At 72.4% G+C, this 13,869-nt stretch carries 11 protein-coding genes; 8 read left to right on the top strand and 3 right to left on the bottom strand.

What is annotated here, in order from left to right:
- The coding region (gene eccB, locus ACFPBZ_RS17050; RefSeq protein ID WP_378037277.1) for a type VII secretion protein EccB at window positions 1-1,244 on the top strand (1,244 nt) is incomplete at its 5' end.
- 61 nt (window positions 1,245-1,305) lie between these two features.
- Here eccB and ACFPBZ_RS17045 read toward each other — a convergent pair.
- Entirely contained in the window at window positions 1,306-2,163 is an 858-nt protein-coding gene (locus tag ACFPBZ_RS17045) for a PAC2 family protein (RefSeq protein WP_378037351.1), read from the bottom strand.
- 127 nt (window positions 2,164-2,290) lie between these two features.
- On the opposite strand from ACFPBZ_RS17045, the gene metH reads away from it, so the two are divergent.
- The 4 genes from metH (at window position 2,291) to hisG (ending at window position 7,953) form a co-directional block, all read left to right on the top strand.
- Complete coding sequence (gene metH / locus ACFPBZ_RS17040) at window positions 2,291-5,857, top strand: methionine synthase (RefSeq protein WP_378037276.1); 3,567 nt, start codon at window positions 2,291-2,293, stop codon at window positions 5,855-5,857.
- A gap of 5 nt (window positions 5,858-5,862) precedes the next feature.
- Window positions 5,863-6,537, top strand: coding sequence for an HAD family hydrolase (locus tag ACFPBZ_RS17035; protein WP_378037275.1), 675 nt, complete (start codon window positions 5,863-5,865; stop codon window positions 6,535-6,537).
- 121 nt (window positions 6,538-6,658) lie between these two features.
- Window positions 6,659-6,922: a phosphoribosyl-ATP diphosphatase gene (locus tag ACFPBZ_RS17030; protein ID WP_378037350.1), complete on the top strand. Its 264-nt coding sequence runs from the start codon at window positions 6,659-6,661 to the stop codon at window positions 6,920-6,922.
- A gap of 47 nt (window positions 6,923-6,969) precedes the next feature.
- A complete protein-coding gene (gene hisG / locus ACFPBZ_RS17025; protein ID WP_378037274.1) occupies window positions 6,970-7,953 on the top strand; it encodes an ATP phosphoribosyltransferase in 984 nt (327 codons plus the stop codon).
- Window positions 7,954-7,986: 33 nt separating this feature from the next.
- Here hisG and ACFPBZ_RS17020 read toward each other — a convergent pair whose 3' ends face one another.
- Complete coding sequence (locus ACFPBZ_RS17020) at window positions 7,987-8,808, bottom strand: thioesterase family protein (protein WP_378037273.1); 822 nt, start codon at window positions 8,806-8,808, stop codon at window positions 7,987-7,989.
- The gene (locus ACFPBZ_RS17015) at window positions 8,805-9,671 is read right to left on the bottom strand and encodes a RecB family exonuclease (RefSeq protein ID WP_378037272.1); all 867 of its coding nucleotides are present in this window, start codon (window positions 9,669-9,671) and stop codon (window positions 8,805-8,807) included. The genes ACFPBZ_RS17020 and ACFPBZ_RS17015 overlap by 4 nt, the downstream gene beginning before the upstream one ends.
- Window positions 9,672-9,856: 185 nt before the next feature.
- Between ACFPBZ_RS17015 and ACFPBZ_RS17010 the strand changes: the two genes are divergently transcribed.
- The 3 genes from ACFPBZ_RS17010 to arc all read left to right on the top strand — a co-directional run bounded on the left by ACFPBZ_RS17010 (window position 9,857) and on the right by arc (window position 13,851).
- Window positions 9,857-10,780 carry a DUF559 domain-containing protein gene (locus tag ACFPBZ_RS17010; protein ID WP_378037271.1) on the top strand — a complete coding sequence of 308 codons (924 nt, stop codon included), beginning with the start codon at window positions 9,857-9,859 and terminating at the stop codon, window positions 10,778-10,780.
- 286 nt (window positions 10,781-11,066) lie between these two features.
- Window positions 11,067-11,915: a tRNA (adenine-N1)-methyltransferase gene (locus ACFPBZ_RS17005; protein ID WP_378037349.1), complete on the top strand. Its 849-nt coding sequence runs from the start codon at window positions 11,067-11,069 to the stop codon at window positions 11,913-11,915.
- Between the two features lie 148 nt (window positions 11,916-12,063).
- Window positions 12,064-13,851 carry a proteasome ATPase gene (gene arc / locus ACFPBZ_RS17000; RefSeq protein WP_378037348.1) on the top strand — a complete coding sequence of 596 codons (1,788 nt, stop codon included), beginning with the start codon at window positions 12,064-12,066 and terminating at the stop codon, window positions 13,849-13,851.
- Window positions 13,852-13,869: the final 18 nt, after the last annotated feature.

The raw sequence follows: 13,869 nt of genomic DNA, 5'->3' as shown, positions 1-13,869 counted from the left end.
GCGTCGGGCTGGTGCGCGGCGACACGGACTGGCGGGCCGCGACGGTCGTGCGCGGGACGCCGAGCGGGGCGCTCTACGTCGTGGCCCGCGACCCCGACCGCCTGATCCCCACCACCGACCTCGCCTCCGCCCGGCTCCTCGCGGCCGGGGTCGACCCGGAGCGGGCCGACGCCGCGGCCGGGCGGGCGCCCGCCGACCCCACACCCGTGCGCGACGACGCCCTCGCCGCCGCCCCGCGCACCATGCCCGCCGGGCTCGCGGGCGGCCCCTCGACGCTGCCCGACACGCGGACCGCGCCGGTCCCCGACGTCTGGGCGGTGTGCGACGGCGAGTCCCCGCAGCGCCCGGGCGTCGTCCCGGCCGCGGTGCTCGGCGGCTACCCGGCACTGGGCCGGCCGCTGGGTCCCGACGAGGCCGTGCTGCTGCGCGGCGGGGACGGCGCCACCTGGCTCGTCGCGGAGGGCCGGCGGGCGGCGGTCGACCCCGCGCAGGGCGCGGTGGTGCGGGCCCTCGGGATCGCGGGTGCCCCGGCCCGTCCGGCCGGCCCGGCCCTGCTCGGGACCCTCCCGGTGGGGGCGCCGCTCGTCCCGCCGGTGATCCCCGGCGCGGGGGCGGTCCCCTCCGACCCCGCGACGCGCACGCTCGGGCTGCCGGTGGGCGCGGTGGCGCGCGCCGGGGCCGACCGCTTCCTCGTCGTCCTCGACCGCGGCGTGCAGGAGGTGCCCGACGTGGTCGCCCAGCTCGTGCGTTTCGCCGCCCCGGTCGCGGGCGCCGGACCGGAGATCACCGACGTGGGCGCCGCCGCGCTCGGCCGGGTCCCGCGGGCCCTCGGCGTCGACCTGGCCGCCTACCCCCGGGCCTTCCCCCGCGCCCTCGGGGTGGCGGAGGCCCCGGTGGTCTGCAGCGCCCCCGACCCGGCGGCCGCGCGGGGGAGCGCGGTCACCGTCGCCGACGCCCTGCCCTCCCCGGTCCTCCCCACCCCGGGGCCCGCCGGGCAGACGGCCGTCGACGCGGTGCGGGTGGCCGGGGCGGGCGCCTACGTGGTGCCCGTGGGGCCCGGCGAGCCGGTCGACCCGGCCCGCGGCGTCGTCGTCGACCCCGTGGGGCGGCTGTTCCCGGTGGCGGGGGAGCGGGCCGCGGCCGCCCTCGGGCTGGGCACCCCGCGGCCGGCGCCCCGCAGCGTCGTCGGGCTCCTGCCGCGCGGCCCGACCCTCGACCTGGACGCGGCCCGCACGCTCCGCTGAGGTGTCCGCACTGCGGCCATGCTGACGCTCAGCGTCACAATCGCCGGCAGTACGGGCGGGCTCAGCGCTCCCAGGGACCGCCGAGGTTCGGCCCGCCCGCGACGTCGGGCCCGCCGCCCGGGTCGCGACGGCGCAGGTAGCGCTCGAAGTCGGCCGCGATCTCGTCGCCCGAGGCCTCCTTGAGCTCGGTCTCGGCGTCGCCGGCCTCCTCGAGGGCCTTGACGTACTCGCGCACCTCGTCGTCCTCGTCGGCCATCTCCGAGACGGTGCGCTCCCACTTCTCGGCCTGGTCGGGCAGCCCGCCGAGCGGGACCTCGACGTCGAGGACCTCCTCGACGCGCTGGAGCAGGGCGATCGTCGCCTTCGGCGCCGGCGGCTGGGACACGTAGTGCGGGACGGCCGCCCAGAACGAGATCGCGGGGATCCCGGCCTGCACGCACGCGTCGTTGAGGACCCCGGTGATCCCGGTGGGCCCCTGGTAGCGGGAGCTCGAGAGGCCGTAGCGGGCCGCCGACTCCTTGTCGAACGACGAGCCGGTCACCGGCACGGGGCGGGTGTGGGGGGTGTCGGCGAGCAGCGCACCGAGGGTGATCACGGTGGTGACACCGAGCTCCTCGGCCTTGGCGACGATCTCGGCGACGAACGAGCGCCACCGCATGTTCGGCTCGATGCCGCGCACGAGGATCAGGTCGCGCTCGGACCCCGGCGGGCGGCAGTGCGTGAAGCGCGTGGTGGGCCAGTCGATCGCCCGGCTGATGCCGTCGACGAGACGGACGGTCGGCCGCGAGACCTGGAAATCGTAGTAGTCCTCGGGGTCGATCGCACCCAGTTCGGTCGCATCCCAGTTCAGGGCCAGGTGTTCGACCGCCGTGCTGGACGCGTCACCGGCGTCGTTCCAACCCTCGAACGCACACAGCATGACCGGGTCGGACAGCACTCGCGGGGGGAATTCGGCGTCGTCGGAAGCGGACACCGGCCCAGCTTACGGGTCGTGATGAGGCTCGCAGCGGAACTGGTTGACCCGCTCGTCACGTTACGATCGCGTGATGGCAACCGAGAGTGAGTCTTCCTTCCTGACCGCACTCCACGAGCGTGTCCTCATCGGTGACGGTGCCATGGGCACCGCCCTGCAGGACCAGGATCTGTCGCTCGAGGACTTCCAGGACCTCGAGGGTTGCAACGAGATCCTCAACGTCTCCCGGCCCGACGCCGTCAAGCAGGTCCACCTCGGCCACCTCGAGGCCGGCGCCGACGTCATCGAGTCGAACACCTTCGGCACCAACTGGCCGAACCTCAACGAGTACGACATCCCCGAGCGCATCTACGAGCTCTCGCTGGCGGGCACGCGGATCGCCCGCGAGGCGGCCGACGAGTACGCGACCGCCGAGCGCCCGCGGTTCGTCTTCGGCTCGAACGGCCCCGGCACCAAGCTCCCGACGCTCGGCCACGCGCCCTTCGCGAAGCTGCGCGACGCCTACGTCGACTCGGTGCTCGGCCAGCTCGAGGGCGGGGCCGACGCGATCCTCGTCGAGACCTGCCAGGACCTGCTGCAGGCCAAGTCCGCGATCCTCGGCGCCTACCGCGCGATGGAGCAGTACGGCCGCCGGATCCCCGTCATCTGCCACGTCACGGTCGAGCTCACCGGCACCATGCTCGTCGGTTCGGAGATCACCGCGGCGCTCACCGCGCTGGAGCCGCTCGGCATCGACGGCATCGGCCTCAACTGCGCCACCGGCCCGGCCGAGATGAGCGAGCACCTGCGCGCGCTGAGCCGCCAGAGCCGCATCCCGGTCACCGTCATGCCGAACGCCGGCCTGCCCGTCCTCGGCAAGAACGGCCCCGAGTACCCCCTGCAGCCCGACGAGCTGGCCGACTACTGCGCCTCGTTCATCACCGACTACGGGCTGCAGCTCGTCGGCGGCTGCTGCGGCACCACCAACGAGCACATCCGGGCCCTGGCCGAGAAGTGCCGCGACCTCACGCCCACGCCGCGCACCCCGACGCCCGAGCCGGGCCTCGCCTCGATGTACCAGGCCGTGCCGTTCCGCCAGGAGACCGGCCTGCTGATGATCGGCGAGCGCTCCAACGCCAACGGCTCGAAGGCGTTCCGCGAGGCGATGGTCGAGGACGACTACGAGCGCTGCGTCGACATCGCGAAGGCGCAGACCCGCGAGGGCGCGCACTTCATGGACCTCTGCATCGACTACGTCGGGCGCGACGGCGAGGCCGACATGGACCGCCTCTCCCACGACGTGTCGACGGCCTCGACGCTCCCCGTGGTGCTCGACTCCACCGAGCCCGACGTCCTGCGGACCGGCCTCGAGCAGCTCGGCGGCCGCTCGGCGGTCAACTCGGTGAACTACGAGGACGGCGACGGGCCCGACTCGCGGTTCCAGAAGATCATGACGATCGCCAAGGAGCACGGCGCCGCGGTCATCGGCCTGTGCATCGACGAGGAGGGCCAGGCCCGCACCGCGGAGTGGAAGACGCGCGTCGCCTTCCGGCTCATCGAGGACCTCACCGAGAACTGGGGCATGCGGGTCGAGGACATCATCATCGACTGCCTCACCTTCCCGATCTCCACCGGTCAGGAGGAGGTCCGCAAGGACGGCATCGAGACGATCAACGCGATCCGGCAGCTCAAGGAGCGCTACCCGCAGGTCCAGACCACCCTCGGGCTGTCGAACATCTCCTTCGGCCTCAACCCGGCGGCGCGCCAGGTCCTCAACTCGGTGTTCCTGCACGAGTGCATCGAGGCCGGTCTCGACTCCGCGATCCTCAACGCCTCGAAGATCCTGCCGATGTCGCAGATCGACGACGACGCCCGCGACGCCGCCCTCGACCTGGTCTACGACCGGCGGCACGAGGAGCGCAACACCCCCGACCCGCTGCAGTACTTCATGGGCATCTTCGAGGGGGTCTCGGCCTCGTCGGCCAAGGACGCCCGGGCCGAGGAGCTCGCCGCGCTGCCGCTGTTCGACCGCCTCGAGCGGCGCATCGTCGACGGCGACCGCAACGGTCTCGAGGCCGACCTCGACGCGGGCATGGAGGAGAAGGACCCGCTCGAGATCATCAACGAGACGCTGCTGGCCGGCATGAAGACCGTCGGCGAGCTGTTCGGTGCCGGCAAGATGCAGCTGCCGTTCGTGCTCGCGAGCGCCGAGGTCATGAAGGCCTCCGTGGCCCACCTCGAGCAGTTCATGGAGGCCGACGACAGCGGTGGCAAGGGCAAGATCCTGCTGGCCACCGTCAAGGGCGACGTCCACGACATCGGCAAGAACCTCGTCGACATCATCCTGTCGAACAACGGCTACGACGTGGTCAACATCGGCATCAAGCAGCCGATCAACGCCATTCTCGAGGCGGCCGAGGAGAACAAGGTCGACGCCATCGGGATGTCCGGGCTGCTGGTGAAGTCCACCGTGGTCATGAAGGACAACCTGCAGGAGATGAACGACCGCGGGGTCGCGAAGAAGTACCCGGTGCTGCTCGGCGGGGCGGCGCTGACGCGGTCCTACGTCGAGAACGACCTCGGCGAGATGTTCGAGGGCGACGTCCGCTACGCGAAGGACGCCTTCGAGGGCCTGCGCCTCATGGACACGGTGATGTCGGGCGACACCGAGCGCACCGACGCCGAGGCGGCCAAGATGGCCGAGCGCAAGGAGCGCCGCGAGCGCTCGCAGCGCATCCAGGCCAAGCGCGAGGCCGAGGCCGCGGCGGCCGCCGGCGAGCCCGAGGACGACGGCGACGTCGTCTCCGAGGTCGCCCGGCGCATCGAGGTCCCGCAGCCCCCGTTCTGGGGCACCCGCGTGGTCCGCGGCATCCGGCTCAAGGACTTCGCCGGCCTGCTCGACGAGCGCGCCACCTTCTTCGGGCAGTGGGGCCTGCGCGGCTCCAAGGGTGGCGACGGACCCTCCTACGAGGAGCTCGTCGAGACCGAGGGCCGGCCGCGCATGCGCTACTGGCTCGACCGGCTGCAGTCCGAGGGCATCCTCGCGCACGCCGCGGTCGTCGCCGGGTACTTCCCGGTGGTCTCCGAGGGCCAGGACGTCGTCGTGCTCGACGAGGCCAAGCCCGAGGCCGAGGAGCTCTACCGCTTCTCGTTCCCGCGCCAGAAGCGCGACCGGCGTCTGTGCCTGGCCGACTTCTTCCGCACGCGGGAGGAGGCCACCGAGCTCGGCAGCGTCGACGTCATGCCGATGAACCTCGTGACCATGGGGCAGCCGATCGCCGACTTCGCGAACGAGCTGTTCGCGCAGAACTCCTACCGCGACTACCTCGAGGTCCACGGCCTCGGCGTGCAGCTCACCGAGGCGCTCGCCGAGTACTGGCACCGCCGGGTCCGCGAGGAGCTGACGTTCGCCGACGGCTCGACGATGGCCGACCAGGACCCGGCCGACGTGCACGAGTTCTTCAAGCTCGGCTACCGCGGTGCCCGCTACTCGCTGGGCTACGGCGCGTGCCCGAACGTCGAGGACCGCGCCAAGGTCGTCGCGCTGCTCGACCCGAGCCGCATCGGGGTCGAGCTGTCCGAGGAGGACCAGCTGCACCCGGAGCAGTCGACCGACGCGCTGGTGGTCCACCACCCGGAGGCCAAGTACTTCAATGCCTGACAATCGTGACCTCTGAGGTCGCCGCCGTCCTGTGGGACATGGACGGCACGCTGGTCGACTCGGAGGGGCTCTGGTCGATCTCCATGGCCCAGCTCGCCGCCCACCTGGGCGGCGAGCTGTCGGCCGCGACCCGCGAGGAACTGACGGGGTCGAGCCTGCGCCGGACCGCCTCGACGGTCCTGCGCGAGGTCGGCCTTCCCGACGACGACGCGGCGGTCACCTCGGCGGGGCGGTGGCTGCTCGACCGCACCCACGAGGTGTTCTCGCGCGGCCTGCCGTGGCGTCCCGGGGCCCGGGAGGCCCTGGCGACGGTGCGCGCCGCCGGGGTCGCGACCGCGCTGGTCACCAGCACCTACCGGGAGCTGACCGAGGTCGCGCTCGACTCGATCGGCCGCGAGTGGTTCGACGTGACGGTGTGCGGCGACGAGGTGTCGGCCACCAAGCCCGACCCGGCCCCGTACCGGCGGGCCTGCGAGCTGCTCGGCGTCGACCCGTCGGCGTGCGTGGCGGTGGAGGACTCGCCCACCGGGACGGCCTCCGCCGCGGCGGCCGGGGCGACGGTGCTCGTCGTGCCGGCGGGACCGGACGTCGCGGCGGGGGAGCGGCGGTACTTCCGCGACACCCTCGTCGGGTTCACGCTGGGCGATCTCCGACTGCTCCATCCGACGAGCGTGGAATGAGTCGTTCAGCTGATCGGCCCGCGCACTCGTCACGCACGCCCGCCGATCGAACTGGACCATTCGGAGCAGTAGGTGGCGTCCATCCCCACAAGGTGTGCGGGAGGTGCCAACATCGGTGAACGTGAAGACGTTCGACGGGCTCTTCGAGGAGCTCAGTACCAAGGCCCGCGACCGCCCCGAGGGTTCCGGGACGGTGTCCGCGTTGGACGCCGGGGTCCACGCCCAGGGCAAGAAGGTGCTGGAGGAGGCGGGTGAGGTGTGGTTGGCCGCCGAGCACGAGACCGACGACAAGCTCGCCGAGGAGATCTCCCAGCTCCTCTACCGCACCCAGGTGATCATGCTCGGGCGTGGCCTCACGCTTGAGGACGTGTACAAGTACCTCTGACCCGTTGACCTCGGGCGCCTGTCGAAGGCGCCCTCCTGGAGAGAGCCATGCTCCGCGTCGCCGTCCCCAACAAGGGATCCCTGGCCGAGGAGGCGTCCCGCATGCTGCGCGACGCCGGATACCGGCAACGGTCCGACAACCGTGACCTGTCCCTGCACGACCGCGCCAACGGGGTCCAGTTCTTCTACCTGCGCCCGAAGGACATCGCGACGTACGTCTCCGAGGGCCAGCTGCACCTCGGGATCACCGGGCACGACCTCACCGAGGAGTCGTCGGCCTCGGTCAACGAGGTCCTCAAGCTCGGCTTCGGCAACTCGCAGTTCCGCTACGCCGCCCCGATCGCGAAGCACTGGACGGTGCAGGACCTCGCCGGCAAGCGGATCGCCACGTCGTTCCCGCGGCTCGTGCGCGCGAACCTGGCCCAGCAGCGCATCTCGGCCAAGGACGTGATCCGGCTCGACGGCGCGGTGGAGGTGTCGATCGAGCTCGAGGTGGCCGACGCCATCGCCGACGTGGTGTCGACGGGCCGCACGCTCGCCCAGCACGGGCTCGAGCCGATCGGCGACGCGATCCTCGAGTCCGAGGCCGTGATCGTCGACCGCAACGCGAAGTTCGACCAGCAGCCCGACATCCCCGAGATCACCAAGGCCAAGTACCGCTTCGTCGAGCGGCTGCGCGGCGTCGTGTTCGCGCGCCAGTACGTGATGCTCGACTACGACTGCCCCATGTCGGTGCAGGACGACGCCGTCCAGATCACCCCGGGCGTGCAGTCACCGACCGTGGCGCCGCTCAACCTCGACGGCTGGGTCGCGGTGCGCTCGATGGTGCGCCGCAGCCGCGTCAACGACGTCATGGACGAGCTGGCCGACCTCGGCTGCACCGGCATCGTCACCTCCTCGCTGCAGTCGTGCCGGGCCGTCCTGCCCGGGACTGGCGGCGTGAGCAGCCTGCCCGGGGCGTCGGCGCCGCCGGCCGAGTCGCCGTCGTCGTCCGACCCGGCGGTCGCCCGGATGGGCGCGGTCGGTCGCTGAGGGCCTGCTTGCTGCGCGCGGTGCGTCCCCGGCTCAGCGGGGGCGCACCGTGAGGGCCTGCGCGGCCCGCCCCACCGGGCCGTGCTCGTCGTGGAGCACCGAGTAGGACGTCCCGGTGCCCTCGGGCCCGATGACGCTGTCGGCGTCGAGCCCGGTCCACTCGCCCTGCGGCGCCCGGTGCAGGTGCAATGTCAGGTCGGTGTTGACGAACAGCCAGCGCGTGAGGTCGAGCCGGCTCGCGACGCCGTTGGTGGAGTCGGCGACCGCGGCCAGCCGCTGGGCGGGCGAGGGCTCCTCGCCCGCAACGATCTCGCCGATCACGCGGCCCCACGCCCGGCCGGGGCCCGACTCGTCGAGCGCGCCCGAGATCCAGCGCCAGTCGACCGACGTCAGGTAGCCCGGCAGCCAGCCCTCGGGGATGGCGCGGGTCTCGCCCTCGTCGGGCCCGGGCATCGCCGGCATCGCGCTCCCCGGCACCGTGACCACCTCGGCGGTGTCGCCGACGCCGTGGAACCAGCCGTACGCCCGGGCGACCGCCCGCAGCCCGCCCGAGTTGTCGGGCGCCGAGAGCTCCGCGGACACGAGCTCGATGGTGCGGCCCGGCCGGACGACCTCGGCCCGCACCGTCAGCTCGCCCGCCGGGACCCGCCCGAGCACCTCCACGGTGAGCCGGGCCAGGCGGACGTCGTCGCGCCCCGAGCGCCGTTCCAGGGCCCGCACGAGCAGCGCGCTCGGCGGCCCCATGTGCTGCGCGTCGGCGAACCACGGCCCGGTGGTGGAGCTGGACGCGTGCACGCGCGTGCCCTCGGGACGGTCGTCGTCGAGGAGCGTGAAGTACGGCTCGGGGACGCTCATGGTGCCGCAGTCTCTCCCGGGACGGCCGCGTCGTGATCGTCGGGCCACCCGGGGTACTCCGGCGGCACGCCGCCGAACGCCGGGCACAGCGCCTGGTGGGAGCACCAGCCGCACATCCGCCCCGGGTTGGGCCGGAAGTCGCCGGTGGGCGCCGCCCGCAGCACGGCCTCCCACAGCGCCGTGAGGGTGCGGGCGAAGCGCTCGAGCTCGTCGCGGCCGGGGGAGTGGGTGAGGCTCTGGCCGTCGGCGAGGTACATGAGCCGCAGCTGGCGGGGGAGCACGCCGCGACTGCGCAGCAGCACCAGCGCGTAGAACTTGAGCTGGAACAGCGCCCGCGCCTCGAACACCTCGCGTGGGGCCGATCCGGTCTTGTAGTCGACGATCCGGACGTCGCCCGCCGGGGACACGTCGAGCCGGTCGACGTAGCCACGGAGCCCGACGCCCGAGCCCAGGTCGGCCTCGAGGAACACCTCGCAGGCCTCCGGCTGCAGGCGCCGCGGGTCCTCCATGGCGAAGTAGGCGTCGACGAGCCGCCCCGCCCCGTGGTCCTCGCCGAGCAGCTCCCGGTCCTCCGGGGCCAGCTCGCCCAGCACCTCGGCCAGCAGGGCGTGCGCCCGCTCCGGGACCCGCTCGGGAGGGTCGAGCCCGAACAGGCGCTCCAGCACCGCGTGCACCACGATCCCGCGCAGCTGGGCGGCCGTGCGCGTCTCGGGCAGCCGGTCGACCACGCGGAAGCGGTAGAGCAGCGGGCACTGCTTGAAGTCCCCCGCGCGGGACGGGGAGAGCGCGGGCCGGCGGCGCGGGCGCTCGTCGGGTCGGCGGGGCGCCGGGACCGTCACCGCGGGGGTTGCCGTCTCGATCATGTCGGGGACGCTACGACGGACCCCCGACAGTCACGGTCCTGTCCGAGCATCTCCCGCCCGCGTCCCGAGAGCATGATCGACTTCTCGGTGGCGACACGCGCAAGATCTGATGCGACTCGCCGCCGAAGTCCGAGCCGCGACCTCCGCGTGGGATCCGACGGCGCCCGGGCCACGTCCGACCGGACATGGCACACGCGAACCGGGACGACCGGATACGAGCCCTGCTCCGCACCCAGGACGGCGTGCTGGGCGTGGGGCAGGTCAAGGAGGCGGGCTTCTCCCGCGCGCAGATCGCCGCACGGGTGAAGAAGGGGGAGTGGAGCCGCGACCTGCACGGGGTCCTGCGGGCGACCGACCACCCCGTCACGCCGCGATCCCGCATCCGGGCGGCCATGCTGTCCTACGGGGACCAGGCGACCCTCGTGGGGCGATCGGCCGCCTACTGGTGGCGCCTCACCGACGTCGCGCCTGCCGAGGTCGAGGTGTCGGTGGCCCACCGGGCGCAACCCCGACCCCGCGACGGGGTCCGGCTGATCCGTCGTGACGTCCCGCCGACCGACCGGGTGGTGGTCGACGGGATCGCCGTCACCAAGAAGCCGGCCACCGTCCTGGCTGCCGCCGCGTCCCTGGGGCTGCTGCTCGGCGCACGGCTGATGGACCAGGCGCTCCAGGCCGGGGTCGACCTCGAGGCGATGCGCACGGTCCACCGGAGGACCGCAGGTCGCTACGGGGCCGTACTCGCCTTCGAGCTGCTGGTCCTCGCGGGCGGCGGGGCCCGCTCGGAGGCCGAACGATCGGCGCACCGGCGTCTGACGACGGCGGGACTGAGCGGCTGGCACGCCGACCACGAGGTGTGGCTGCCCGGGTTCGGCCGCGCCGTGCTCGACGTCGCGTTCGTCGAGCAGAAGGTGCTCGTGGAGATCGACGGCTGGGCCTACCACCGGGGCCTGCGCGCCTTCCTCCGGGACGCCCGCCGGCAGAACGCGCTGGTGCTCGGCGGCTGGATCGTCATCCGCACGAACTGGTTCGAGCTCCGGGAGGATCCCCAGCAGTTCGTCCGCAACGTCGAGGACGCGCTCGCCACGCAGAGCCGGTCGGGCAGCGTCTGAACTTCGGCGGCGAGTCGCATCAGATCTTGCGCGTGTCGCCACTGAAAAGTTGATCATGTGTCAACAGAGGGCCGCCCGGAGGGTGGGGCGCCGGGCCGCCACGGGCCGACGCCTAGGCTGGCCCGCCGTGCAGGACGAGGCGACCGACGGTGAGCTCCCCGACGCGGCGACGTCGGGCCGGGAGCCGTCCCCGGCGGCCCTCGACGAGGGCCCCACGCCCGACCGGACCGACCAGGCGGCCGCCCCGCCGGAGCCCGACGGACCGGAGCCCGAGCCGGCCGACGGACTGCGCGGCCCCGCCCGCAGCGGGCCCTTCCTGCCCGGGGACCGGGTGCAGCTCACCGACCCCAAGGGCCGCCACTTCAGCCTCGTCCTCGAGCCGGGGCAGAGCTACCACACCCACCGCGGCGCGATCGCGCACGACAAGCTGATCGGCGCTCCCGAGGGCAGCGTCGTGCACTCCGCGGCGAACACGCCCTACCTCGCGCTCCGCCCGCTGCTGCCCGACTACGTGCTCGCCATGCCCCGCGGCGCGCAGGTGATCTACCCGAAGGACGCCGCGCAGATCGTCATGTGGGGCGACGTGTTCCCGGGGGCGAACGTGCTCGAGGCGGGGGCCGGGTCGGGGGCGCTGACGTGCAGCCTGCTGCGCGCCGTCGGGCCCACCGGGTCGGTGACCAGCTACGAGATCCGGGACGACCACATCGACCACGCCGAGCGGAACGTGGTCCGGTTCCTCGGCGAGCACCCCTCCAACTGGTCGCTCCGTCTGGGAGACGTCCAGGAGGCCGCCACGGAATTTCCGACGGGCTCCTTCGACCGGGTGGTGCTCGACATGCTGTCACCGTGGGAGGTGCTCGAGGCCGTCCGACACGTCCTGGTCCCGGGCGGGGTCCTGGTGGGCTACGTGGCCACCACGACGCAGCTCTCGACGCTCACCGAGGCGCTGCGCGACCAGGAGAGCTGGACCGAGCCCCAGGCGTGGGAATCGCTGGTCAGGCCCTGGCACAGCGTCGGGCTGGCCGTGCGTCCGGAGCACCGGATGATCGCCCACACCGCCTTCCTCGTGGTGGCGCGGAGGCTGGCCGACGGGGTCGTCCCGCCGCGGCAGCAGCGGCGCCCCAGCCGCGGCTGACCGGGTCGTCTGAACACGTCAGAACCACGCTGCGTGAGGAACGCAAGGGGGCGGCGCGAGAAGTCCGTCACCGGCTCGCTACTCCACGGACACCCGTGATCCCGGGTACGGTTGCTCCACGGAGTAGCGGGAGGAGGGCGCCGTGACGATGAACGACGACCCCAGGGGCCGATCCGACCAGGGCCGCGAACGCGGTGCGGCCGACATGGCCGCTCAGGTGCGATTCCTCGAAGAAGAGGTCGCCCTGCTGCGTCGGAAGCTGACCGAGTCCCCGCGCCACACCCGGATCCTCGAGCAGCGGCTCGCGGACTCGGCGGCGCGGGTGTCCCAACTGAGCGAGCGCAACGACAAACTCACGGACACCCTCAAGGAAGCGCGGGCCCAGCTCGTCGCGCTCCGCGAGGAGGTCGACCGGCTCGCGCAACCGCCGTCGAGCTACGGCGTCTTCCTGACCCTGCACGACGACCAGACCGTCGACGTGTTCACCTCGGGCCGCCGCATGCGGGTCGCGGTGTCGCCGGCCGTCGAGGCCGCCGAGATCACGCGCGGCCAGTCGGTGCGTCTCAACGAGGCACTGACGGTCGTCGAGGCCGGTGGCTACGAGCGCATCGGCGAGGTCTGCTCGCTGCGCGAGGTGCTCACCGACGAGGACGGCACCCGCAACCGGGCGCTGATCATCGGGCACGCCGACGAGGAGAGGGTCGTCCACCTGGCCGACTCGCTGCTCGACGAGAACGCCCCGGAGCTCAAGCCGGGCGACTCGCTGATGATCGACTCCAAGGTGGGCTACGCCTACGAGAAGGTGCCGAAGGCGGAGGTCGAGGAGCTCGTCCTCGAGGAGATCCCCGACGTCGACTACACCGACATCGGCGGTCTGTCGCGGCAGATCGACTCCATCCGCGACGCGGTGGAGCTGCCGTTCCTGCACGCGGAGCTGTTCCGTACCTACCAGCTCCGCCCGCCGAAGGGCGTCCTGCTCTACGGCCCGCCCGGCTGCGGCAAGACGCTCATCGCCAAGGCGGTGGCGAACTCGCTGGCGAAGAAGGTCGCCGAGACCCGCGGTGAGGACAGCCGCGACGTCAAGGCGCACTTCCTCAACATCAAGGGCCCGGAGCTGCTCAACAAGTTCGTCGGCGAGACCGAGCGGCACATCCGGATGATCTTCCAGCGGGCGCGCGAGAAGGCGTCCGAGGGCACGCCGGTGATCGTGTTCTTCGACGAGATGGACTCGATCTTCCGCACCCGCGGGTCCGGCGTGTCGAGCGACGTCGAGACGACGATCGTCCCGCAGCTGCTCAGCGAGATCGACGGCGTCGAGGGGCTCGAGAACGTCATCGTCATCGGCGCCTCGAACCGCGAGGACATGATCGACCCGGCCATCCTGCGGCCGGGCCGGCTCGACGTGAAGATCAAGATCGAGCGGCCCGACGCCGAGTCGGCCATCGACATCTTCGGCAAGTACCTCATCGAGGGCCTGCCGGTCCACGAGGAGGACCTCGCCGAGTTCGGCGGCAACCGCAAGGCGTGCCTCGACGGCATGATCGAACGGGTCGTCGAGCGCATGTACGAGGAGACCGACGACAACCGCTTCCTCGAGGTCACCTACGCCAACGGGGACAAGGAGGTCCTGTACTTCAAGGACTTCAACTCCGGCGCGGTGATCGAGAACATCGTGGGGCGGGCCAAGAAGTCGGCCATCAAGTCGCACCTGGAGACCAAGCAGTCGGGTCTGCGGGTGCAGCACCTGCTCGACGCCGTGGTGGACGAGTTCGCCGAGTCCGAGGACCTGCCGAACACGACCAACCCCGACGACTGGGCCCGCATCTCGGGCAAGAAGGGGGAGCGGATCGTCTACATCCGCACCCTCGTCACCGGGAAGGGCTCGACGCAGGGCAAGGAGATCGACACCGCGTCCAACACGGGCCAGTACCTGTAGTACCGGGTACCGTCGATC

The sequence above is a fragment of the Actinomycetospora atypica genome, from assembly GCF_042653685.1.
GTDB classification, from domain to species: Bacteria; Actinomycetota; Actinomycetes; order Mycobacteriales; family Pseudonocardiaceae; genus Actinomycetospora; species Actinomycetospora atypica.
The sequence above is the reverse complement of the archived record's forward strand: the minus strand, read 5'-3'. Positions and strand labels throughout refer to the sequence as shown.